Origin of the sequence: Bifidobacterium apri (genome assembly GCF_009299485.1) — a bacterium.
Lineage (GTDB): Bacteria > Actinomycetota > Actinomycetes > Actinomycetales > Bifidobacteriaceae > Bifidobacterium > Bifidobacterium apri.
Genome location: NZ_WBSO01000002.1, coordinates 78,467 through 100,637 on the forward strand (window position 1 = coordinate 78,467; position 22,171 = coordinate 100,637).

The following is a 22,171-nucleotide window of genomic DNA, read 5'->3' on the forward strand; positions in this document are numbered from 1 at the left end:
TCCTGCGCGGAAACGAAACGCCGGCTGACGCCCGGAATGCCGGGCGCGCCACTAACTGCAGCCTCCGATCCCTGCGCACGGCCAACTGCAACATCGCCCTCAACCGCCAAACACTTCCGGACACACATTCTGACCTGCACCCCGTTTCTGCCGACGCTGAGGTGGCTCCGAGCGTCGGCAGAAGGTCGGACATGGTTCGCGAGACCGGATTCACGCCGTTGTCGGCCACACATGTTGGCCGATAGCTCCAACGGCACCGGCACGAAAAAACAAAACCCCGGGCGAACCCGGGGTAATGGGGTGGATAACGCGGCTCGAACGCGCGACCTTCTGAACCACAATCAGATGCTCTACCGGCTGAGCTATATCCACCATGTGGTGTCGAACCGAGGAAACCTCGTTTCGCACAACAGTGAAAGACTATACACGATGTTCGGGACGTATGCTTCCCGGCGCGTCGTTTTTATCCGCAGCCCCAGAAATCCTCGAGAGCATGTGATCCACGCGGCCGGAACCACGTCGCCGCCATCAGCAACCCGCGGCCGATATCGTTTGATTCCCGCGACGGGCGCTTACCATAGCCCCGCCGTGTACCAGCCGTTTACCCGCCGCCCCAGAAACGCTTCATAGACCAGGAACTTCCGGCACTTCGCGTATCGACAAACGCTCCCCCGTCACCGTAAATCCTGACATCCGACATTCGTGTTCACCACCATCGGTGAAACAGCTTGCGGAACCACAGCTATGCCAACACGAAACAACACGAAACAACGCAGCAGACCGCAAAACAGTGGAACGACCGTGGCCAAACAGCACCGCATATGCAATGCCGTCCGACCACGGTCGCGAATGACATCCCAAGCCGGGCAAGAGGAGTGCAGTGGATAAGAGCCCGGCTATGGGGAGGTATCAGCAGACTCACTCAGCGGTCACGTCGTGCGCCATCTCAGCGAAGGCGTTGATGTACGCATCGCACGCAGCATCGTCGTGAGCCACGGACAGCGTCCATTCCTCCTCGCGCCCCGGAGTCATGAACACACCGCGGTTGGCTGCGTACAGCCAGCACAGCTGGTTGAGGTCGGTGCGCTGGCCTTGCTTGAAGGTCACATAATCCACGATCTTGTGCGGGGAGAAGGTGACGCAGCCCTTGGCTCCGAAACCGATGGAGTAGCCCGGGAAATCATACTTCTTGATGACCTCGGTGCAGCCTTCCATCAGTCGGTTGTTGAGATGATCGAACAACTTGTAGGCTTCAGGAGTGAGCACTTTCTCAAGGTTGGCGCGGGCGGCGGCCACGCACAGCGGATTGCCGGAGTACGTGCCGACCTGATAGACTTCGCCGGATTCGACAACGCTCATCACTTCATCCGTGCCGCCGATGGCGCCCATCGGCAGACCACCGGAGATCGCCTTGGCCATGGTGACCATATCCGGGGTCACGCCGAACAGCTTGGTGGCGCCGCCAGGTCCGATGGTCAAGCCCGTCTTGACCTCATCGAAGATCAGCACGATACCGTGGCGCTTGGTGATTTCGCGCACCTTCTCCAGGTAGCCCGGCTCCGGCGGCACGATGGACATGTTCATCAGGCAGGCTTCCATAATGAGGCAGGCGGGAGCCTCGTCATCGGTTTCCATTTCACGGATGCGGGCTTCAAGCGCGTCGGCGTCATTGAACGGGACTGGCACGGTCAGCGGAATCAGGGACTTCGGGATACCGGCGCCGTACGGGATCTTCTTCAAGTGGTTCTTGTCACCGATATTCTCGTAATCACCGACGATGGAGATCATCACCGCGTCATGATGACCATGGTAGGAGCCGAAAATCTTCATGATATGATCGCGGTGCGTGTATGCGCGGGCGATACGGATCGCATCCATGGTGGCTTCGGAACCGGAGTTGGTGAAACGCCACTTCGGCAGGCCGAAACGCTGGGTCAGCTCATCGGCGACGACGAAATCATCCTCGTCAGGGAGCGCGAAATGCGTGCCCTTCGGGAAGCGTTCGGCGATGGCTTTGCCGATCTCAGGGTTGCCGTGGCCTTGCACCATGGCGCCGTAGCCGTTGTGGAAATCGTAGTATTCGTTGCCATCCACATCCCACAGCTTGGAACCGCTGCCGTAATCGACGTAGATCGGCCACGGGTCACGCAGCTGATAGGAGGATGCGACACCATTGCACAGGTGTTTGCGTGCCTCGTTGTACATCTCACGGGACTTGCCGAGTTTGGCGTTGAGTTTCTCACCTTCCTTGGCGGTGAGTTCCTTGATTCTGGCTTCACTGATGCTGGCAGTCATGCTCAATCCTTTCCTGCGGTAGACCGATGATGCGTTTTTCGTCGCGTTCCATCATCTTGACTACGAATTTCGTACATTCTTAGGTAAAACCAGCATTATTTCGTTGTGATTTCTGATTTCGGGACTGTTTTTCCGCTCGTAACAATCAGTCAACATGGATGTTCGCTTTCGATGGGGTGCTCATGGTTGCGGAGGTGATTGCGTTGCCGGCACACCGTGTGAGCCAATCCTCACAAACCCCAACCCCACACCCGGGAAATCCGGCAAATCCGACCACCAGCCACGCACTTTGTGAGCCAATCCTCACAAACCCAGCACCGCACACCCAGAAAATCCGGCAATACCAACAGCCAAACCACCCACTTTGTGAGCCAATCCTCACAAACCCAGCACCACACCCCCGGAAGCCTGGCAAACCCAACCACAAACCACCCACTTTGTGAGCCAATCCTCACAAACCAGTACGCAGAGACTGCCAATCGGCGAATCGCTACACCAACCAACGTGACGCTCGCGCCCCCGACACGATCCCCCGACACGATCCCCCACCACACCACCGACGCGCAGCCTCTGCGCAAACCGATACGCCCCAACACGCAACGACGGGCCGTCGCTCAGACTGGCCTCGGGGATGAGGATGCGGATACGCCCCAACGCGCAACGGCGGGTCATCCGGAGACGTTCCCCAGATGACCCGCCGTCTTACGCCACGTGCACCACGCGCACCACACACACCAGCGTGTCACGCGCAATCACACCCAGGCAAACCGCCCGGCCGCACGCTCACTGCTTGAAATTCTCAAACAGCTGCGTGTAATTGTCGTTGATGGCATTCGAGCAGGCTTGCTCCGTCACCGCATGTTTGAGCTCTTCCGCGCTCGGCACAATCGTGTTGGACGACCGCATCTCGCTCGGCAGCAACGCATTGCCGCCCTTGAGCACAGACCCCGCGCCGGCGGACTCGTCAATCGCCTCCTTGTTTTTCGGATCCAACATGTAGTTGATGAAGGTCTTGGCCTGATCGATATTCTGCGCGCCTGCCGCAATCGCCATATTGTCCACGAACTGGGTGGTGCCGTCGGACGGGTAGATGAACTCGAGATCCTTGTTCGACTGCTGCGCCTGATACGCGTCATAGCTCCAGATCATGCCGACCACCTGTTCGCCGGAAGCCAGGCGATCCGCCACGCCTTCGGAACTGACGACCCCGACCTTCGACCGGTAGGACTGCAACAGGTCGTTCGCATGCTGATAGGCGTGCGCATTCGTGGTGCACTGATCGGAACCGACCGCGCGCAACGCGGCGTTCGTCACTTCGATGGAATCGTTCAGCAGCTGCGATTTGCCGTATTTCGACGACAACGCAAAGAACTCTTTCCAACTGGTGGGAATCGCCGACTTCGGGATTTTCGCGGTATTGACCATGAATCCCGTGTATCCCACCACGTAGGGCGCTGAATACTCAAGTTTGGGATCGTAATACGGGCTGGAGAATTCCTTCGAAATATTCTTGCCGTTGGGCAGTTTGGACACATCGAACTTGACGAGCATATGCTCTTTGATCAGTTGGTAGACCATGTAGTCGCTCGGCATGACGATGTCATAGCCCGATCCGCCGGTCGACTGCAGCTTGGCCTCAAGCGCCTCGTTGCTTTCAAACGTGTCAACGGTAAGCGAGATCCCCGTGTCTTGTTCGAATTTCTTGATCACCTCATCCGGCATGTATCCGGCCCACGTGTAGATATGCAGCTGTCCGCCATGCGCCTCGTGGTACGCACCGTTGGCGATGACATCAGTCGTACGCGCGGAATCCGAGATACCCCCTGAGCAGGCGGCGGTGGCAAGCAGGCTTGCCGCAGCAAGAACCATGCAAGCCGTGCGGCGAAGCATGGCGACGCACCGCGCGCGCCCGCTTCGGACGGATTGGCGTGAGCGTGACGAAACGGAGGCAACAGATGGTGTAAAGGCTGGTGACGTGTTCATCATCGGCTCCTTTCTTCGATATGACGGCACATGCGCCGACGTACGTGCGAGTGTCGGTCAGTCGTCCTTGCGGTTGGTCAGGACCGAGGAGATGACGGTCACGATGACGGCGAGCAGAAGCAGCAGCGTGGCGACAACGTTGATGCTCGGATTCACCCCCTTGCGAATCAGGGAGAAGATGTAAATCGGCAATGTCGTCGTTCCGGCTGAGGTGAGGAAGTTCGAAATCATGAAATCATCCATCGAAATCACGAACGCCATCAGCGCACCGGAGACAATGGCCGGCGCCAACAGCGGCAAAGTGACGCGACGGACTGTGGTGATCGGCGACGCGCCGAGATCCACTGCAGCCTCGAAACACGAAGTGTCAATGGTTTGCAGCCTCGCACGCAACGGCATGACGACAAACGGGATGCAGAAGGTGGTGTGAGCCAGAATCAACGGGAGCATGCCGGGCTTGAGACCGATCATTCGAATGAACCCCATGGTCGCGACGCCAAGCACGACTTCCGGAATGATCAGCGACGCATTGATCAGCCATCCGGCGAGCGCCGAACCCGCCCGCGACATCTGGCCGGCGGCAAGAATGAACAGCACGCCGATGACCGTGGACAGCACCATCGCGATGACGGCGACCTCAAGCGATGTCAGAGTCGCCGAGATGATAGCCGGATCATGGAATACCGTCCCATACCAGGAGAAGGAGAATCCTTTCCACAACAAGGCTTGGCGGCCGCCGTTGAACGAGAAGATCACCACCATCAGCATCGGCAGGTACAGGAACAGGATGACGAGCACGCTGATGAACGCGACCCCCGGGAAGGTTTTCAGCCGGTTGCGTCCGGAACGCCGTGTACTCAGCGCCCGGTCAGGCTGCTTGTCCTCCAGCCATTGCGGCATCTGCGCAGACGCGTGCTCGCCACGTTCGTCGATGTTGCGTTCCACGATGGCGCCGAATTCCGCCGCCGTGCCGTACTCCATATGAAGCACCGGCACTGTTTCGCCATTCTCGGCGACACCTGCGTTCAGCGCGGCATTCGCCTCGGAATCGGGACGCTTGTTGAGCTTGTTGTTGTCACTCATTGCACTCACCTCGTTCTGTCTCATACCGCCATGCCGGCATCCCTGGCCGCTTTGCCGCCGCCGATGCTCGCCGCCACGCCGCATAGCAGCGTAATCAGCAGAATCACCGTGGACAATGCCGCGCCGAACGGCCAGTTGCGCGCTTCAGAAAACTGAGATGCGATCAGATTGCCGACCATGAGGACACGGCCGCCGCCCAAGAGAACGGGTTGTACGTACGATCCGAAGGCCGGGATGAAGCATAGTGCGACTGCCGAGGTGACGCCCGGCTTCGCGGCGCGCAGGATGATCCGTCGCATCACGGTGAGTTTGCGGGCGCCCAGATCGTATGCCGCTTCGACCAGACGAAAATCGAATCCGGACAGCGCCGAATACATCGGCATGATTGCGAACGGCAGGAACGTGAAAATCAAGCCGATCAACGACGCGCCGGACGTATACAGCAACTGTTTGCTGCCCGCGCCAATGAATTTGAGGAACCCGTTGATCGGTCCGTTCTCGTTGAGGATCAGCATCCATGCGTAGGTGCGGACGATGAGATTCGTCCAGAACGGGATGTTGATCAGCAGGACCAGCAGCCGCTGGGTCGAGGGCTTGCGCAGCGACATCCACAAGGCGATGAAGAAGGACAAGACAATGCAGATGAACGTGGTGACGAGCGCCTGCCACAGCGATGTGCCGAACACCTTGAGATACCGCGGATCGAAGGAGGTGCGTCCCAGGAAGTCTGTGGTGAACAGCAGTTTCTTGTAGGCGTTCGTGGAGAACTTGTAGACGACGCCGCCGCCGACGTCCGGCTGGCTCATGAAGGAGAACGCGACAATCACACAAATCGGGCCGAGCGTGAACAGCAGACCGACGATGATGGCGGGAATCGCATACCAGTGCGACAGCATACCCGGCTTGATGCCGCCGGATGCGGAAAACAGCGTGCGACGACGATGCGGACGTGCAACCTCGCCGCGCTGCGCCTCGCCGATGGGAGGCTTCTGACCGTCCAAGGTGGAAGACTGCTCACTCATCGTTCCACCACCCTCATATGGTCGGGGCTGACGGTCACGCTCACGGTGGCGCCGACCGTAAGCAATGCGGCGTCAAACGGCGGGTTGACCCGAATCTGCACAGGCGTGCCGTCGGCGAGGCGGACATGGCAGCGAATGTCAGAACCCATATAGGTGACGGTTTCCACGCTCGCCTGCAAGCCGCCTTCGTCCGCCGCGCCAAGCGTGATGCGTTCAGGCCGGACCGCGGCGCTCACCGCCGCCCCCTTGCCGTACTTGCTCAAGTCTTGCGCCACCGGGAGGATCTTGCCTTCGACCTCGACCGATCCGGCGTCATGCACAGCAGCGTCAAGGAAGTTGATATCGCCGATGAAGTCGGCGACGAAACGGTTAGCGGGCTTGTCGTAGATTTCTTCCGGAGTGCCGACCTGCTCAGGCTTGCCCTTGGAGAACACGGCGATATGGTCGGCCATCGACAATGCTTCTTCTTGGTCGTGCGTGACGAAAATGAACATGATGCCGGTTTCGCGCTGCAGACGCTTCAACTCGACCTGCATCTGGCGGCGCAGCTTGAAATCAAGAGCGGAGAGTGATTCATCGAGCAGCAGGACTTTCGGACTTTTCGCAAGCGACCGGGCAAGCGCGACGCGCTGCTGCTGACCGCCGGACAACTGGCTGGGCAACCGCTTGCCGATGTCGCTGAGATGCACCAAGTCAAGCATCTCCTGCGTCTTGCGTTTGATATAATCTTTCGGCTTCTTTTCCATCTCCAAGCCGAATGCGATATTCTGCTCCACCGTCATATTGGGGAAAAGCGCGTAACTTTGGAATACGGTGTTGACCGGGCGTTCGTACGGCGGCATCTCGTCGATGCGCTGGTCGCCCAGATAGATCTCCCCGGCATCCAGTGTTTCCAGTCCGCCGATGGAGCGCAGCAGCGTTGTTTTGCCGCAGCCGGAGGGACCGAGCAGCACGAAGAACTCGCCGGCTTCGATATTGAGGCTCACGTCGTCGATGGCGTGTACCAGGTTGCCTTCCGCGGATCGGAAGGTCTTGCGGGCACGGTTGATGGTCAGGCCGCTTTCTCTCAGTTCCACGCCCTTGTTGCGGCCGATGCGGACGCCGGTATCATCCGGCCGATGCGATTGGGCCGCAGATGATGACGGGGCCGCATCCTTGACAGGTGATTGAGTCATGGTCATCGCTCCTCCTTGGTCATTCGTCCGGTCGTCCTGCGTCGTAATCCCGCGGGACGCGTCACGTTCATGCGTGACTTGCGAGAACTTCGAGTTCGATAGCATGCATGCCGTGCCTCTGCCGTTTTCGTTGTGATTCATCAAAGGTGCCGATGATTTCAGTTGCGTAAACGCAATATTGCGACTAAAAAAGCGGCGTAACGCGAAATTTTCCCCACGGTCTCGCATCGTGAACAATGACCTGCTGTGATGGTCGCATGAGAGTTCAACATGACATACGCGAGCCGTTTGCCGCGGGAGTATCCGAACCATCGAGCGGTGACGTCGCCGGCGCCGAGCAGCGCAGGACACCGTCGCTGCTTGACGACACCAACAAGGCGATCATCCGCGAGTTGCAGAAGAACGGACGCAAGCCATACGGGGCGATCGGCAAAGTCGTCGGCCTGTCAGAAGCGGCAGTACGCGGCCGTGTCCAGCGACTGGTCGAAGCAGGGATCATCCAGATTGTGGCCGTCACCGACCCGATCCAACTGGGGTATCGCAGGCAAGCCTTGATCGGCGTCAACACAAGCGGAGATTTGGATGCCATCGCCGACCGGCTGCGCGAAACCGACGGCATCGATTACATTGTGGCGGCCGCCGGGCGTTTCGATATGCTGCTGGAAGTCTTCACCGCCGATGACGATGATCTGCTCGACCTGGTGATGCGCATCCGCCGGATTCCGGGCGTCGATCATACTGAAGTGTTCACGTATCTGCGGCTCATCGAGCAGCGCTACGACTACGGCGTACGGTAATCACGCAGCCGGTACACCGCGCGGCGATTGCACACGACGAGCGGGCGGGACGCACAGAAGCACACAAGCGCGTGGGCGCGATCACGGGGACGCTCACGTCCACGCGCAGGAAGCGGAATGTGCCCCGGGCGCACAGCGCAGGAACGACTGCTGGAGGTCGAACCGGCGACACGCGTCGGCGCGCCCCGGGCGCACAGCGCAGGAACCGCGCGATATCGGCCTTTCTCGGGGTTCGCGTATCCATACCCGCGCAGAACATGCCCGAAGACGCCCCAATCGGCACAACTTGACGACGTTGCCCGCATTTCCGCCGATTCATGCGCAGCCTGGGCCTCGGGGACTCGGAGTTATCCACGCATCCGACAGACACCGAGAAGAGCCGCACGCCTCAGCGTCCAGCATATGAGACACACAATCATATCGTGGAATATTGCCGGATATTGCCCGCCGATTCCATTGTGACGAAGCGGTCGGAAACCGATGGGCGGAATACCCCGGAACCGTGGGAACAATGGCGTTTGCCGACGCCGATAGGCATGACAGCGAACCAGACCGCTGATACGCAAACGCGCCAGCACGCAAGCGGCCGGCCGCCAGTGGTACGGCGACCGGCCATCATGCTGATTTATCGAACTGCGTCCGGCTCAGCGCGCGGCTTCCGTAATCAGCTTGTAGTTCGCGAACTCGCGGATGCCGAGCGGGCCCATTTCGCGGCCGAACCCGGAGTTCTTCACGCCGCCGAACGGCAGTTCCGCCGAATCTGCGCCGGATTCGTTGATATAGGTCATGCCGGATTCCAGACGGTCCGCAAACCGCAGCCCCTGCTCACTATCGGTGGTGAACACGTAGGAGCCGAGACCATACGGCGAGTCGTTGGCGACCGCAATGGCCTCATCCTCGCTCGACACGCGGTAGAACTGGGCGACCGGGCCGAAGAATTCCGTATGGCGTGCGGCCGAGCCTTCGGGAATATCGGTCAGAATGGTCGCCGGGTAGAAGGCCCCGTCATGTTCGGCGCCGCCCAACACCACCGTCGCCCCGTCATCGATCGCGGCTTGCACTTGGGCTGCCAGGCCGTCGGCGGCTGACGCAGAGCACAGGGGCGCGAGTTTGCGTTCCTTGGACACCGCGATGAACCGCTTCAAGAACTCGTCGTACAGCGAATCGATAATGATGAATCGTTTGGCGCCGTTGCAGATCTGACCGCTGTTCTCATACCGGGCGTTCGCGCCGGCCTCAACCGCCGCATCCAAATCGTCAGTGCTCATGACAATGAACGCGTCATTGCCGCCCAACTCACACACGACCTTCTTCAACGCGGCACCGGCCTCTTGGGCGATCGCCTTGCCGGCACGTTCGGAGCCGGTCAGGGACACACCGCGGACGCGCGGATCGGCGATGACCTTGGCGATCTGCTCGTTGGTGGCGTACATGTTGACGAACGCGCCCTTCGGGAAGCCCGCCTCGAGGAAAATCCGCTCCATCGCAGCCGACGACTTGGGGCACAGGGACGCGTGCTTGAGCATGATGGTGTTGCCAAGCATCAGATTCGGGCCGGCGAACCGGGCGACCTGATAATACGGGTAGTTCCACGGCATGACGCCGACCAGCGGGCCGATCGGCAGATGCCGGATGAACGCCGTGCCCGCCGCAGCGCGGTCAATCGGCTCGTCGGCAAGGAATTCGGCGGCATGATCGGCATAGTATTCGAGGATCTCCGCCGAGAATTCGACTTCGACAAGCGCCTCATCCATCAATTTGCCCATCTCATGGTTGATGATGGTGGCGAGCTCCTGCTGCTGGTCGCGGTACGCCGCCACCGCCTTGCGCATCAACGCCGCACGCTGCTCGATAGTCGTGGTCCTTCCCCACGTGCGATAGGCTTCGTCGGCGGCATCCACCGCCGCGGCGACCTGCTCGTCGGTGAAGGTTTCAAAACTTTCCTCGACCTGCCCGGTCGCCGGATTGGTCACTGCATATCTGCTCATCATGTCGCCTTTCGTCGTCATAACTCACGCAATACGCACCCCGACAGGCAATCCCATGCGTTTTTCGTTGCACGGGCGCCTTTGGGATGCGTTTTTCTTCGCGTTTGGCGGCATGGTATGCGCTTTTCGTATCATCGGCGTTACCGCGACATTGCGAAATGCAAATCAGCGGGCTGAATGACACGATTCCGAGCATGATGTCATACCCGCGCTCCCGAAGCGCGTCTGGCAGAAACGGTCAAGGTGTGGCGGGCGCAACGCTCCCACGCCCGACCGCATGAAACCGCTCGAACCGGCAATGCGCCGATTACGGCGGATTCATCGTTCACAACCTGCCGTCGAAATCAGCGATCGCTTCGCGCTCCATGGCGACGAACTTTCGCACGCATGATGCAATCGAATACTCCTCACGCGTGTGCTCAGCATATATGGCTCCCCAACGGCTCAACTCGTCCGGATGGTCAATCCACCAATCGATACGCTGGGCGAGCATGGCCGGGTCTTGGGCCTCGAACAGCGAATGGTCATTGAGCGCGAACTGTCCGGCGGCGCTCTGCGCGGACCTCGCAATCACCGGAACCAAGCCGGACGCCATACCCTCAAGCACGCTCAACGATTCAATATCCACGATAGAGGGGTGGACCAGCAGATCGCATGAACGCAGCAGCTGAGGCATCTGCGCGTTGTCATGGAAGCCAATCGACCAACGGCCCGGCAGCAACTTCCCTGCCATCCGCCGCAACTCATGCTGCAACGGCCCGGTACCGCAGATCACCAACTCGATATCCTCGGCATGCCGGCTCAACGCAACCGCCCGGATCAGCGTCACGTGGTCCTTCTCACTCGCCAAGCGCCCCGAAGCGACGATCCGGAACGGCCTGGGAACAGGTGAGCCGGGTTCACGTTGCCGTTTGGCGGTGAACCGCGGCGCATAGCCGTTGGAGATCACATGCAACCGCTGGCGGTAGCCGTGCGCACGCAACTGCGCGGCAATCATATGCGAGGGTGTGTGGATATGCCGGATATGCCGGTACAACATGCGGTCGAACAGCCAGTAGATGAACGCCGAGGCACCGGGAATATACCGCAACGGCCCCGCCGAATACAGGACGTTCTCCGGCTGCAGGTGGAATCCGGCCGTGGCGGGGATGCCCATCTCATGCGCAGTACGCACCGCCACGCGGCCGTATTTGAACGGCAAATACACGTGGACCACATCAGCACCCGCAAACGCCTTGCGGAACATCGACCGATCCGGCTGCGCGAACTGCATCTGCTGCTTCGCGGCGATCCAGGAGACCAGCGGGACATGATGCACGCGAATCGGATACTCAGGCGAACCGATACCGACCAAACGGACCGTATGCCCTTGCCGGCGCAGCTCCTTCGCATACTGCAGCGCCGAATTCGACGTGCCGTTGCCCTCATTGCCCGCGGTGTCGACCACCAGCGCGATGACCAGCGGGCGACCGGCATCAGCAATGTTGCCGGCCGCCACAGACCCCTGATTCGATCCCTGATTCTTCATGCCCATACCGGTATCGTAAGCCCGAAGCCCCACGAATTCCGGATGCCGCGCCGATTACCGCACCGTGACAGCCAGCGCGTCGGCGACGCGACCGGCCTTGGCACGAGCGTCATCAGCGCTGTTCCCGATGGCGAGCGCCACCGCCATGCGGCGATGCCCGTGGACTTCCGGCTTGTTGAAGATACGCAGGTTGGTGTCCGGTTCGGCAAGCGCCTGCGGTACATGCGAAAAGACCGCGCGTCCGTCGCCTTCGACGACGATGGCGTGACTTGCACCGACCTGCCCGTCGCCGAGCGCCAGATCGACGTGCCCTTCGCTGACCGGGATGCCGAGAACCGCCCGTGCGTGCAGCGCGAATTCGCTCAACCGCTGGGAAATCATGGTCACCATGCCGGTGTCGTGCGGACGCGGGGAAACCTCGTTGAACAGAACCGAGCCGTCGGTAAGCACGAATAATTCGACACCGAACACGCCCCAGCCGCGCTCACCGTGTGCATGGGCATCAGCGACCAGCCCTTCGACGCAACGACGAGCGAGATCCTTCGCGGTGCGCAACGTATCCGGATCGACCGCCGCCGGCTGCCAGGACTCACGATAATCACCGCTTTCCTGACGCTGCCCGATCGGCGTGCACGTGACCACACCTGCGGACGAGCTGACGGTCAACACAGTCAACTCATAATCAAGCGGTGCAAGCGCTTCGACAATGACACGGGAGATACCGCCTTCGCCCGCCGCACGACGGCCGACCTGCGCTTCATGCCACGCAGCGTCGATGGCATCCGGCGTGCGCACGATGGACTGACCGTGGCCGGAAGAGCTCATGATCGGCTTGACAACGCACGGGTAACCGACCGTTTCAGCGCCGGCACGCAGTTCCTCGAGCGAACCGGCGAACCGGTAGGGCGTGGTCGGCAAGCCGAGCTTCTCATGGGCGAGAACACGCAAACGCTCACGATCCATGCAGATAGCGGCAATGCCGGCGCTGGGCACGACTTGCACACCAAGCGCTGCGACGGCGTCGAGCTCCGACGTGGCAATCGCTTCGACTTCGGGGATGACGATATCCGGCTTGACCTCAGCGAACAGCGCGTCCAACTGTTCAGGATTGGCCATATCGAGGACGCGGTACTCGTGTGCGACCTGCTGGGCCGGGGCGCCCTCGTAGCTGTCTGCCGCGCACACCCAGGCACCGAGGCGCATGAGTTCGATGGCGATCTCGCGGCCAAGCTCGCCGGAGCCGAGCAACAGGACCTTGGTGCGCTCGGCGTCGACGGATGGGTCGAGCGGGGTGCCGAGCCGCGGATTGGCCGGCGCAGCGGCGGATGTGGATGATGATGTATTGGACTGGCTTGCGTGGACTGTGGCTTCGGCGTTAACACTCATACCGTCATCTTGCCATCGGGGGTTGTCAGAAGCGGTGACGATGGTGTTGCCAGGCCCCTGACCGAAGCCGCTCTCCGTCATGTCATAGCCGACTCATCCCGACCCCACGCCGTGCCGCCCGATGTAGCCGGCGCTTGGTATCCTTTCCACCGTATACACCCCCAATCCATCTCGTGCTTACGAGGAAGGCGAGTCATGCAGAAACTGGAAAAGCTCTATGAGGGCAAGGCCAAAAAAATGTATGCGACCGACGATCCCGACGTTCTGTGGGTCGAATACATGAATCAGGCGACGGCCGGTAACGGCGCGAAGAAGGCGCAGATCGCCGGTAAGGGCAACCTGAACAACCACATCACCTCCGTGATTTTCGAACTGCTCAAGGCTCGCGGCATCGACAGCCATTTCATCAAGCGCCTGTCCGACACCGAGCAGCTGGTGCGCAAGATGACCATGTACCCGTTGGAAATCATCATGCGTAACACCGCAGCCGGTTCGTTCGCCAAGCGGTATGGCGTCAAGGAAGGCACGCCGCTGAAGAAGCCGATCCTCGAATTCTGCTTGAAGTCCGACGATCTGGGCGATCCGTTCATCAACGATGACGGCATCGTCGCCCTTGGGCTCGCTTCTGAGGACGAGCTCGCGGAGATCTCCCGTCAGGCGCGCGCAGTCAACGAAGCGCTCAAGGACATCTTCTCCAAGATCGACGTGCAGCTTGTCGATTTCAAGATCGAGGAAGGCAAGACCTCCGACGGCACGATTCTGCTCGCCGACGAGATCACGCCCGACACCTGCCGTCTGTGGGACCTGAAGGATCACAGCGGCAAGATCGAGCATCTTGACAAGGACCTGTTCCGCCGCGATCTGGGCAACATCATCCCCGCATATGAGGAGATCTACAGCCGTCTCAAGCAGCTCGCCGATTCCGAGGGCGTCAAGGACGCCGAGTGACCCCGGGCCCGCACCGGTTTTCCGATGCGGGCCACATTTTTTGGATGCGCCGCGGTTGGCGAACGAACCCACGCGACCACCTGCATCACCCAGACAACCGCCATACCAACAACAGAAGGAATACCGTGGTTTTTCGCGTTTATGTCGAGAAGAAGCCGGGCTTTGACGTCGAGGCCAGGCAACTGGAGAACGAGCTGAAGACGATTCTCGGGATCAAAGGGCTGACCGGCCTGCGTATCGTCAACCGTTACGACGTCGAAGGCATCAGCCGTGAGCTGTTCGAACAGGCGACCACAACCGTGTTCAGTGAGCCGCAGGTGGACAACGCCAGCGAGGATATGCCTGATTTCGGCGACAGCGCGGTGTTCGCCGTCGAATTCCTGCCGGGGCAGTTCGATCAGCGTGCCGATTCCGCCAGCGAATGCATCCAGTTGATCAGCCAGGGTGAACGCCCGACCGTGCGCAGCGCCAAAGTCTACGCGCTGGAAGGCGATCTGGGCGAACAGGCAGTAGATCAGATCAAACAGTACGTGATCAACCCGGTCGAAGCCCGCGAAGCCTCCCTCGAGCCGAAGAGCACGCTCAACGTGCAGGTCGCCAAACCCGCCAAAGTCGAGGTGATCGCCGGATTCGACGAGCTGGACGACGAAGGCCTGCAGCGGTTCATCGACGAGCGTGGGCTGGCGATGGATCTGGCGGATGCGAAGGTGTGCCAGGAGTATTTCCACGGCGAGCACCGCGAACCGACCATCACCGAAATCAAGGTGATCGACACCTACTGGTCCGACCACTGCCGTCACACCACCTTCGGCACGCAGCTCGACGAGGTGGATATCGACGACAGCGTCGTCAAAGCCGCATTTGACAAGTATCTGGCCATGCGTCACGAGCTCGGGCGCGACAACAAGCCGGTATGCCTGATGGACATGGGGACCATCGGCGCCAAATGGCTCAAGAAGAACGGCATCCTGAAGAACCTTGACGAATCCGAGGAAATCAACGCCTGCACCGTCAAAGTGAAGGTCGATGTGGACGGCGAAGACCAGGATTGGCTGTTCCTGTTCAAGAACGAAACCCACAACCATCCAACCGAAATCGAGCCCTTCGGTGGCGCGGCGACCTGCATCGGCGGATGCATCCGCGACCCGCTGTCGGGGCGTTCCTACGTGTATCAGGCGATGCGCGTGACCGGCGCAGGCGATCCGCGCGTCCCCGTGTCCGAAACGCTCAAGGGCAAGCTCCCCCAGCGCAAGATCGTCACCACCGCAGCAGCCGGATACTCCTCATATGGCAACCAGATCGGTCTGGCGACCGGTCAAGTCGATGAGATCTACCATCCGGGTTATGTGGCCAAGCGCATGGAAGTCGGCGCTGTTGTGGGCGCGACCCCTGCCGACCATGTGCGCCGCGAAACCCCGACCCCCGGCGACAAAATCATCCTGCTGGGCGGACGTACCGGCCGTGACGGCATCGGCGGCGCAACCGGCGCTTCAAAGGCGCATGATGAGGAAAGCCTCGAAAAGGACGGCGCCGAAGTCCAGAAGGGCAACGCTCCGGTCGAGCGCAAGCTCCAGCGTCTGTTCCGCCGTAAGGACGCCTGCCGTCTGATCAAGCGGTGCAACGATTTCGGCGCAGGCGGCGTGTCTGTGGCGACCGGCGAGATTGCCGACGGCCTGACCATCAACCTCGACCTGGTACCCAAGAAGTACGAAGGCCTGGACGGCACCGAACTGGCGATTTCCGAATCCCAGGAACGTATGGCTGTCGATGTGGCAGCCGATGACGTGGACGAGTTCCTTGGCTACGCGCGCGAGGAGAACCTCGAAGCCACCGTCATCGCGACGGTCACCGAGGAGAAGGTCATGCGCATGACCTGGCAGGGCGACACGATCGTGAATCTGAGCCGTGCCTTCCTCGCTTCCAATGGTGCGCCCAAGCATCAGACCGTCCATGTCGAACAAGGCGGCTCGTACACTACCCCGTGGCGTGACGGCTCGTTCAAGGACCGGATGCATGCGCTCGTCACCGATATCAACGTGGCGTCCAACAAAGGTCTGTCCGAACGATTCGACTCCACGATCGGCGCCGCCACTGTACTCATGCCCTTCGGCGGCAAGCGTCAGCTGACCCCCGCCATGGCGATGGTCGCCAAGCTCCCGGTGTTCGGCAAGACCACCACCGCATCCGCGATGGCATGGGGCTTCAACCCGTACATCATGGAGAAGAACCAGTTCACCGGAGCCTATCTGTCGGTGGTCGAATCACTCGCCAAGCTCGTGTCCGCAGGCTTCCGCCGCGAGGACGCGTATCTGAGCTTCCAGGAGTATTTCGGCAAACTGCGTGATGTGCCTGAACGCTGGGGCAAGCCGGCTGCCGCGGTGTTGGGCGCGTTGATGGCGCAGGTCGATCTTGGCGTCGGCGCAATCGGCGGCAAGGATTCGATGAGCGGCAGTTTCGAGGATCTCGACGTACCGCCGACACTTATCTCCTTCGCTGTGGCGGTCGGCAATATGCATCGTGCCACCTCTCCCGAGTTCAAGAAGGCCGGTCATCGGATCGCACGCATCGCCCCGCGGTATGCGGCCGATGGGCTCACCCCCGATAAGGATGGGCTGCTCGAGACGATGGACGTGGTCGAGTCGCTCACCGAATTCCATGACGCGCTCGCCGTGTCCACCCCAGGCTACGGCGCAAGCGCCGAATCCCTGTTCAAGATGACGCTCGGCAATCGTATCGGCGTGAAACTCGCCGACAGCATCGCCGTGGATGACCTGTTCACTCCAGCGTATGGCTCATTCCTCGTCGAACTTGACGACAATGCGAAACTCCCCGCGGTTTCCAACCGCGTCGAAATCGGTGTGATCGGCGAGACGACCGACGACTACGCCTTCGTCGCCGGCGGCGAGCGCCTCGATCTCGACCACGTGCAGGAGGACTGGGAAGGCGCGATGGAAGGCGTCTTCCCGTATCGTTCCAAGGGAGCGGAACGCGGCAGCGTCACCGAAACCGAGGAATTCCACGCACCGAAGAAGACCGTGTACACCGGCGCTCCGGTCGCCAAGCCGCACGTGGTGATCCCCGTGTTCCCGGGCAACAACTGCGAGTATGATTCCGCCGCCGCGTTCGAACGTGCCGGAGCAGACGTGAGCACGCTCATCGTGAACAACCTCACCCCGCAGGCCGTCGCCGAATCCACACAGGCGCTGGTTGATGAGATTCACCGCAGCCAGATCATCATGATCCCGGGTGGCTTCTCAGGCGGCGACGAACCCGACGGTTCCGCGAAGTTCATCACCGCGTTCTTCCGTGCTCCAGCTGTGCGCGACGCTGTGCGCGACTTGTTGAAGAACCGCGACGGGTTGATGCTCGGCATTTGCAACGGCTTCCAGGCGCTCATCAAACTCGGCTTGGTGCCGTTCGGCGATATTGTGCCGATGACTGAGGCCTGCCCGACGTTGACTTTCAACACGATCGGCCGTCACCAAAGCCGTCTGGTGCGCACCCGCGTGGCGTCCAACCTGTCCCCGTGGCTGGCGGAAAGCTCGGTCGGCGACGTGCATACGATTGCGATTTCGCATGGTGAAGGACGATTCGTGGCATCCGACGACGTGCTCGCCAAGCTCAAGGCCAATGGCCAAATCGCAACGCAGTATGTGGATGCCGAAGGCGTGCCCGGCATGGATCTGGATGTCAATCCGAATGGTTCGATGCTCGCCATCGAAGGCATCACCAGCCCGGACGGCCGCGTATTCGGCAAAATGGGTCATTCCGAGCGGTACACGGACGGCACCTTCGTCAATGTGCCCGGCGACAAGCTGCAGCCGTTGTTCACCAGCGGCGTGAGGTACTTCACCGCCTGACATCGCCCGGATTCGCCACGAGGATCGTTCAGGATCATCTACCACGGCGATCATCGTGGCGAGTGTGAGTCATAAGACCGGTCGTTTCCCCCTGGGGGAGGCGGCCGGTCTTCTGCGTATCTGGCATGTTGCGCAATAATCATTCTTCCGCCGCCATCCATCTCAGCGTCGGCAGAAGCGTCTGCCGACATTCACGGCACACTCAACGTCGACAGAGACAGAACCACAGCCTTCTGCCGACACTCACACCCGCCGCAGCGTCGGCAGAAGTATCCACCGACACCCACCGCACACTCAACGTCGGCAGAAACAGAACCTTGACCCTCCACCTCCGCAGCGTCGGCAGAAGCGTCTGTTGCGTAGCGCTGTTGCAGCACAGCGTGGGCAACTATAATGGAAGCAATGCGAACCAACGGCGGTTCGTCAGGCGACGGCCATGCACCTGCGAAGACGTCAGGCAAACGCATCGACGCAGACCGGCAGAGCCTCGTCACCGCATGACGCGTCGTCCCCACCGGCGAGGGCATCGCGACAGCGTGAAGCGAGTTCCGTGAAAGGAGCGGATATGATCGACACAGACGGATCATCCATCAACGGATCTCTTATCAACGGCTCTTCCATCGACAATATCGTCATGATTCCGCCATACGATCCGATTGAGCAAACCACTCCGCTGCATCCGATAGGACCAGTCAGCGCCCGTGTCGTCGAACGCATCGAAAAGGAACCTGACGAACGCACACAGGCGCGGTACCGCATCAGCATCCGCACACTCGCCGCCCTCACAGCGATAATACTGTCCTTGGCCATCGGCATACCCGTCTATCGCACAGTGCAACGCAATCGATGGGAGAACGCCGTCGCCGATGATGTCGTCTCCTCCGCGGACGTCATCGATGACATGTTGTTGCAACACCATGGATCCGCCAGGTTCATCAACGGCGATATCTCCTGTCCAAATCCTGCCGCCTGTTACCTGACGGTGGACAGCGACATCATCGCCAAAGACCCGCTCAACGCCGGAACGCGAATCCCGATGCATAAAGGTGATGCCATCACCATCCGGCACAACAGCCGAAGCGGCGCAGCTGCCGATGCATATATTGTGATCGGTGAGAGCGTCCACTTACCCGGTTCATGCACGTACTATTCCTCGTCAGATGAGATGACATGCGATTGGCGATGATCGTCCCCCATACCTGTGATGGTTCATGCGTTGCCAACATCCGTGTCGAACCGGTTCGACACGCCCGACACACCGCTTCATTTCAATCGTTTCGGCAATGATGATTGCCACATTCTGGACTTGACCGCCAGCGGCGCATAACCTAGGAACCGAACAGACACAGGCGTGTCGTCAGGTTGAACGGGGACGGCCGCTTCTGCGTCACCCCGAGCGGGAACCGGGGCCCGACGCGATTCCATCAATGCATCATTCCCTGACCGCGGTTCGCATTGAAACCGCATACAACAACCGTCCACAGCCAGCATGAAACACCACAACAGACATCACGCTTGAAGGACTTGAAAGAGAGAAGCATCGTGCATCAACCAACCACGTTCGAAATCCCATCCATCGGATATACCATCGTCGACAACGGAACCGATTCAGCCGTCCCCGGCACTTCACCATCGAAGACGACGGCAACCGTTCGGCGCTTCATCTTGAGCACCGTCGCTGCCATCGCCATCGTCGCCGTAGGAGCTTTCGCCGCCACCCACATCGACGAGTACATGCAGGAACGCCAGTGGAAGGCGGATATCACAACCGATATGGCGACGACCGTCGATGCCATAGACACGATTGACCTGCAACACCACGGCAATATCGGATTCAAGGACGGAGATATTTCCTGCACCGACACCCGCGCCTGCTACCTGAATGCGGACACCGACGTCGTGACCACCGATCCGCTTGATTTCGGCCAGAAGATTCCGCTGCACGCCGGCAATTCCATCACCATCAGGCACGTCACCGGCGATGGGCATGTCGCCAACGACTACGTCGTCATCGGCGAAAACATCCATTTCCGCGGCTCGTGCATCTACTCCTCACGCAGCCACGAAACGAGCTGTTCCCTGGAACAGTAACAAACCTCACGCAATCGCGGCGCCTCGCCCTCCAACGCCACGAATATCGCATGGCATTCCTGACAGCCGTCATGCGGTGCGTTCATGGTGCCGCACATCCGGGACGACAACCGTCTCATGGCACGCGACACACTGTTGCATCAACGGCCAATGCACATCCCGCGCCAACGGCGGGACATCATTGAAGGTCTGGCACAACGGGCACTGCCACTCCACAGCGCCGGTCACATAATGCTCACGCGGCGCCGCGACCGGATACCGCAGCGCATTGCGCCCCTTCTGAGCGCGCTTTTCGTCATGCATCGCCGCCCAATCCACAAGAATCGCGAAACTGATGGCACCGCTGATGGTTTTGAGCAATGCGTCCTGCGAGCATTGGCCGTCAATATACGCAATCGTGTATGCAACCACCATCACGATATCCAGCGAATACAGAATCGCCAGACACACCCGCTGGATTTTCCTGTGATTGGCGGCACGGCGATCGCGCCGCAACTTGTTGCGCAATCCCGGATTGTGATCGGGATCATCAGGCGCTCCTGCGGCGACCACAGTGCCACCCGGCGGATTCGGACCGCCTGGAGACGCCTGAACAGCGGTCATACTGGTGGTTGTCTGTGTCCCACGCCCACTATCGCCGGTATAGGGAGATGCCCCTTGCCTCCATTGGTCCATCTGTCGCCTCCATGGTGATCCGGCCGAATACCATCGTCGTCACATCGCCCTACTGGCGTGCATCCGGGCAATCGCAACGACCGCTCCGTCGTCCGGTGTGCGGTATGTCCGCAGACTTACGAACACCGGCCTGCATATCGTTGCTGTGCCTTCCCCTATGCTAGCGCGTCACGCGCAGGAACCTGCACCGCCGGACGAACAATATTGATAACGTTATCATCGCGTGCATGTCAAGCATTTGAGTGCGGTATGATACGAAAAAGAGACGCTTCGATTGCCACCGATGGCATCGAAGCAAGGTCATAGGAGGAAGGACGCGGCATGGCCGACGATATCGTCATCGACTTCGACATAGCTCGCATTAACGGCATGGCCGCCCGCAATTGCATCAAGGACTATATCGCAGCCAATGACTGGCAGTTCAACGGGGATGACGAGGAATCGCTGCAAAGCAATTTGAACAGCGCATCGCGGGCGATGGTCAATCTTGCGCTCGACAAGCATTATCGCAGCTTCGGAGAGATGAAGGACGATGAGTTCGTAAGCATTTTGCGACAGTACGCCCATCCGGTTGTCCATGACGACGAAGGCGATTCGCCCCATACACCGGTTGACACGCCGATTCCCAGTCGGCAGCCTGCCAGCACGCAGGGCACCGCCATCGCGCAGGCAGACGAGCCAGGCACCACTGAGACGCCTGCCATGACATTCCCATCCATCGCAAACGAGAGCACACCAGAGATGACATCACTGCAGCCAAGCCGGGCACGGCACCGGGCAACATCATCCACGCCGTCATCATCACCCACCCGTATCGCGCAAAGCGACGCTCGCACGCCAGCGGCACACGCCGCATCAACGACAACAGCCGTGGACGCGCCAGGACAGCTTACCGGGTCCTTCCTGAAAACCGAACTCGACGCCGCCCCAGTCAACCGAGGCGTGGTCGACCGGTATATCTACAGCATCCAATGGTCCTCGGAACACCACACCTACGTCGGCACCGTGCTTGAGCTGCCGGGGCTGAGCTGGGTCGCCTCGACTCCCCTGCAAGCCCTGCAAGGCATCATCGATGCCTCCGAGCGCTGGGTGAACAATATGCTCAAACGCGGCGAGCAACCGCCTACGCCATTTGGCGAGCGCGTGCACAACGCCACATCCTGACACATCCTGAGCTGTCGATGCCGGCGGCCTGACCGGCCTGCCTCGTGCCGTCTGAACGTCTGAACAATCTGGCCGCCGGGATTGTCGCCAACCCGCTCGGTACACGGTCGAGCAACCTGTGGGATTCCACACCGGCTTGCGCAGCATCAGTCCAAGCGTCGCGCGTGCTGAGCCTT

At 60.3% G+C, this 22,171-nt stretch carries 15 protein-coding genes and 1 tRNA gene; 6 read left to right on the forward strand and 10 right to left on the reverse strand.

The features are described 5' to 3' along the window. Window positions 1-296: 296 nt before the first annotated feature. The 6 genes from DSM100238_RS01755 to DSM100238_RS01780 form a co-directional block, all read right to left on the reverse strand. Window positions 297-372 (reverse strand) — tRNA-His (locus DSM100238_RS01755). A gap of 546 nt (window positions 373-918) precedes the next feature. Then, window positions 919-2,295 carry an aspartate aminotransferase family protein gene (locus DSM100238_RS01760; RefSeq protein ID WP_152355037.1) on the reverse strand — a complete coding sequence of 459 codons (1,377 nt, stop codon included), beginning with the start codon at window positions 2,293-2,295 and terminating at the stop codon, window positions 919-921. 783 nt (window positions 2,296-3,078) lie between these two features. Beyond that, complete coding sequence (locus tag DSM100238_RS01765) at window positions 3,079-4,164, reverse strand: ABC transporter substrate-binding protein (protein WP_167510980.1); 1,086 nt, start codon at window positions 4,162-4,164, stop codon at window positions 3,079-3,081. A gap of 171 nt (window positions 4,165-4,335) precedes the next feature. Continuing rightward, window positions 4,336-5,361 carry an ABC transporter permease gene (locus DSM100238_RS01770; protein WP_240812282.1) on the reverse strand — a complete coding sequence of 342 codons (1,026 nt, stop codon included), beginning with the start codon at window positions 5,359-5,361 and terminating at the stop codon, window positions 4,336-4,338. A 20-nt stretch (window positions 5,362-5,381) separates the two neighbouring features. Continuing rightward, the gene (locus tag DSM100238_RS01775) at window positions 5,382-6,383 is read right to left on the reverse strand and encodes an ABC transporter permease (RefSeq protein WP_152355039.1); all 1,002 of its coding nucleotides are present in this window, start codon (window positions 6,381-6,383) and stop codon (window positions 5,382-5,384) included. Further along, the gene (locus tag DSM100238_RS01780) at window positions 6,380-7,558 is read right to left on the reverse strand and encodes an ABC transporter ATP-binding protein (RefSeq protein WP_240812283.1); all 1,179 of its coding nucleotides are present in this window, start codon (window positions 7,556-7,558) and stop codon (window positions 6,380-6,382) included. The genes DSM100238_RS01775 and DSM100238_RS01780 overlap by 4 nt, the downstream gene beginning before the upstream one ends. A gap of 257 nt (window positions 7,559-7,815) precedes the next feature. Here DSM100238_RS01780 and DSM100238_RS01785 point away from each other — a divergent pair, with 257 nt between their 5' ends. Next, the gene (locus DSM100238_RS01785) at window positions 7,816-8,355 is read left to right on the forward strand and encodes an Lrp/AsnC family transcriptional regulator (protein ID WP_240812284.1); all 540 of its coding nucleotides are present in this window, start codon (window positions 7,816-7,818) and stop codon (window positions 8,353-8,355) included. Window positions 8,356-8,999: 644 nt separating this feature from the next. Here the strand turns inward: DSM100238_RS01785 and DSM100238_RS01790 are convergent. The 3 genes from DSM100238_RS01790 to purT form a co-directional block, all read right to left on the reverse strand. Further along, window positions 9,000-10,346: an NAD-dependent succinate-semialdehyde dehydrogenase gene (locus DSM100238_RS01790; RefSeq protein WP_240812285.1), complete on the reverse strand. Its 1,347-nt coding sequence runs from the start codon at window positions 10,344-10,346 to the stop codon at window positions 9,000-9,002. A 322-nt stretch (window positions 10,347-10,668) separates the two neighbouring features. Next, window positions 10,669-11,871 carry a glycosyltransferase gene (locus DSM100238_RS01795; protein ID WP_152355176.1) on the reverse strand — a complete coding sequence of 401 codons (1,203 nt, stop codon included), beginning with the start codon at window positions 11,869-11,871 and terminating at the stop codon, window positions 10,669-10,671. Between the two features lie 54 nt (window positions 11,872-11,925). After that, on the reverse strand, window positions 11,926-13,257 hold the full coding sequence (gene purT / locus DSM100238_RS01800; protein WP_152355177.1) for a formate-dependent phosphoribosylglycinamide formyltransferase: 1,332 nt from the start codon (window positions 13,255-13,257) through the stop codon (window positions 11,926-11,928). Window positions 13,258-13,452: 195 nt separating this feature from the next. On the opposite strand from purT, the gene purC reads away from it, so the two are divergent. The 4 genes from purC (at window position 13,453) to DSM100238_RS01820 (ending at window position 20,156) form a co-directional block, all read left to right on the forward strand. Next, on the forward strand, window positions 13,453-14,205 hold the full coding sequence (gene purC, locus DSM100238_RS01805; protein ID WP_152355041.1) for a phosphoribosylaminoimidazolesuccinocarboxamide synthase: 753 nt from the start codon (window positions 13,453-13,455) through the stop codon (window positions 14,203-14,205). 125 nt (window positions 14,206-14,330) lie between these two features. Next, window positions 14,331-18,065 (forward strand): phosphoribosylformylglycinamidine synthase, encoded by a 3,735-nt coding sequence (locus tag DSM100238_RS01810; protein WP_152355042.1) that lies wholly within the window; start codon window positions 14,331-14,333, stop codon window positions 18,063-18,065. A 565-nt stretch (window positions 18,066-18,630) separates the two neighbouring features. Beyond that, window positions 18,631-19,251: a hypothetical protein gene (locus DSM100238_RS01815; protein WP_152355043.1), complete on the forward strand. Its 621-nt coding sequence runs from the start codon at window positions 18,631-18,633 to the stop codon at window positions 19,249-19,251. Between the two features lie 356 nt (window positions 19,252-19,607). Next, window positions 19,608-20,156 (forward strand): hypothetical protein, encoded by a 549-nt coding sequence (locus DSM100238_RS01820; RefSeq protein WP_152355044.1) that lies wholly within the window; start codon window positions 19,608-19,610, stop codon window positions 20,154-20,156. Between the two features lie 69 nt (window positions 20,157-20,225). On the opposite strand, the gene DSM100238_RS01825 is transcribed toward DSM100238_RS01820, so the two are convergent. Further along, window positions 20,226-20,759 carry a hypothetical protein gene (locus tag DSM100238_RS01825; RefSeq protein ID WP_167510981.1) on the reverse strand — a complete coding sequence of 178 codons (534 nt, stop codon included), beginning with the start codon at window positions 20,757-20,759 and terminating at the stop codon, window positions 20,226-20,228. Window positions 20,760-21,152: 393 nt separating this feature from the next. Here DSM100238_RS01825 and DSM100238_RS01830 point away from each other — a divergent pair, with 393 nt between their 5' ends. Then, window positions 21,153-21,995: a hypothetical protein gene (locus DSM100238_RS01830; protein WP_152355046.1), complete on the forward strand. Its 843-nt coding sequence runs from the start codon at window positions 21,153-21,155 to the stop codon at window positions 21,993-21,995. The last annotated feature ends 176 nt before the right edge of the window (window positions 21,996-22,171 follow it).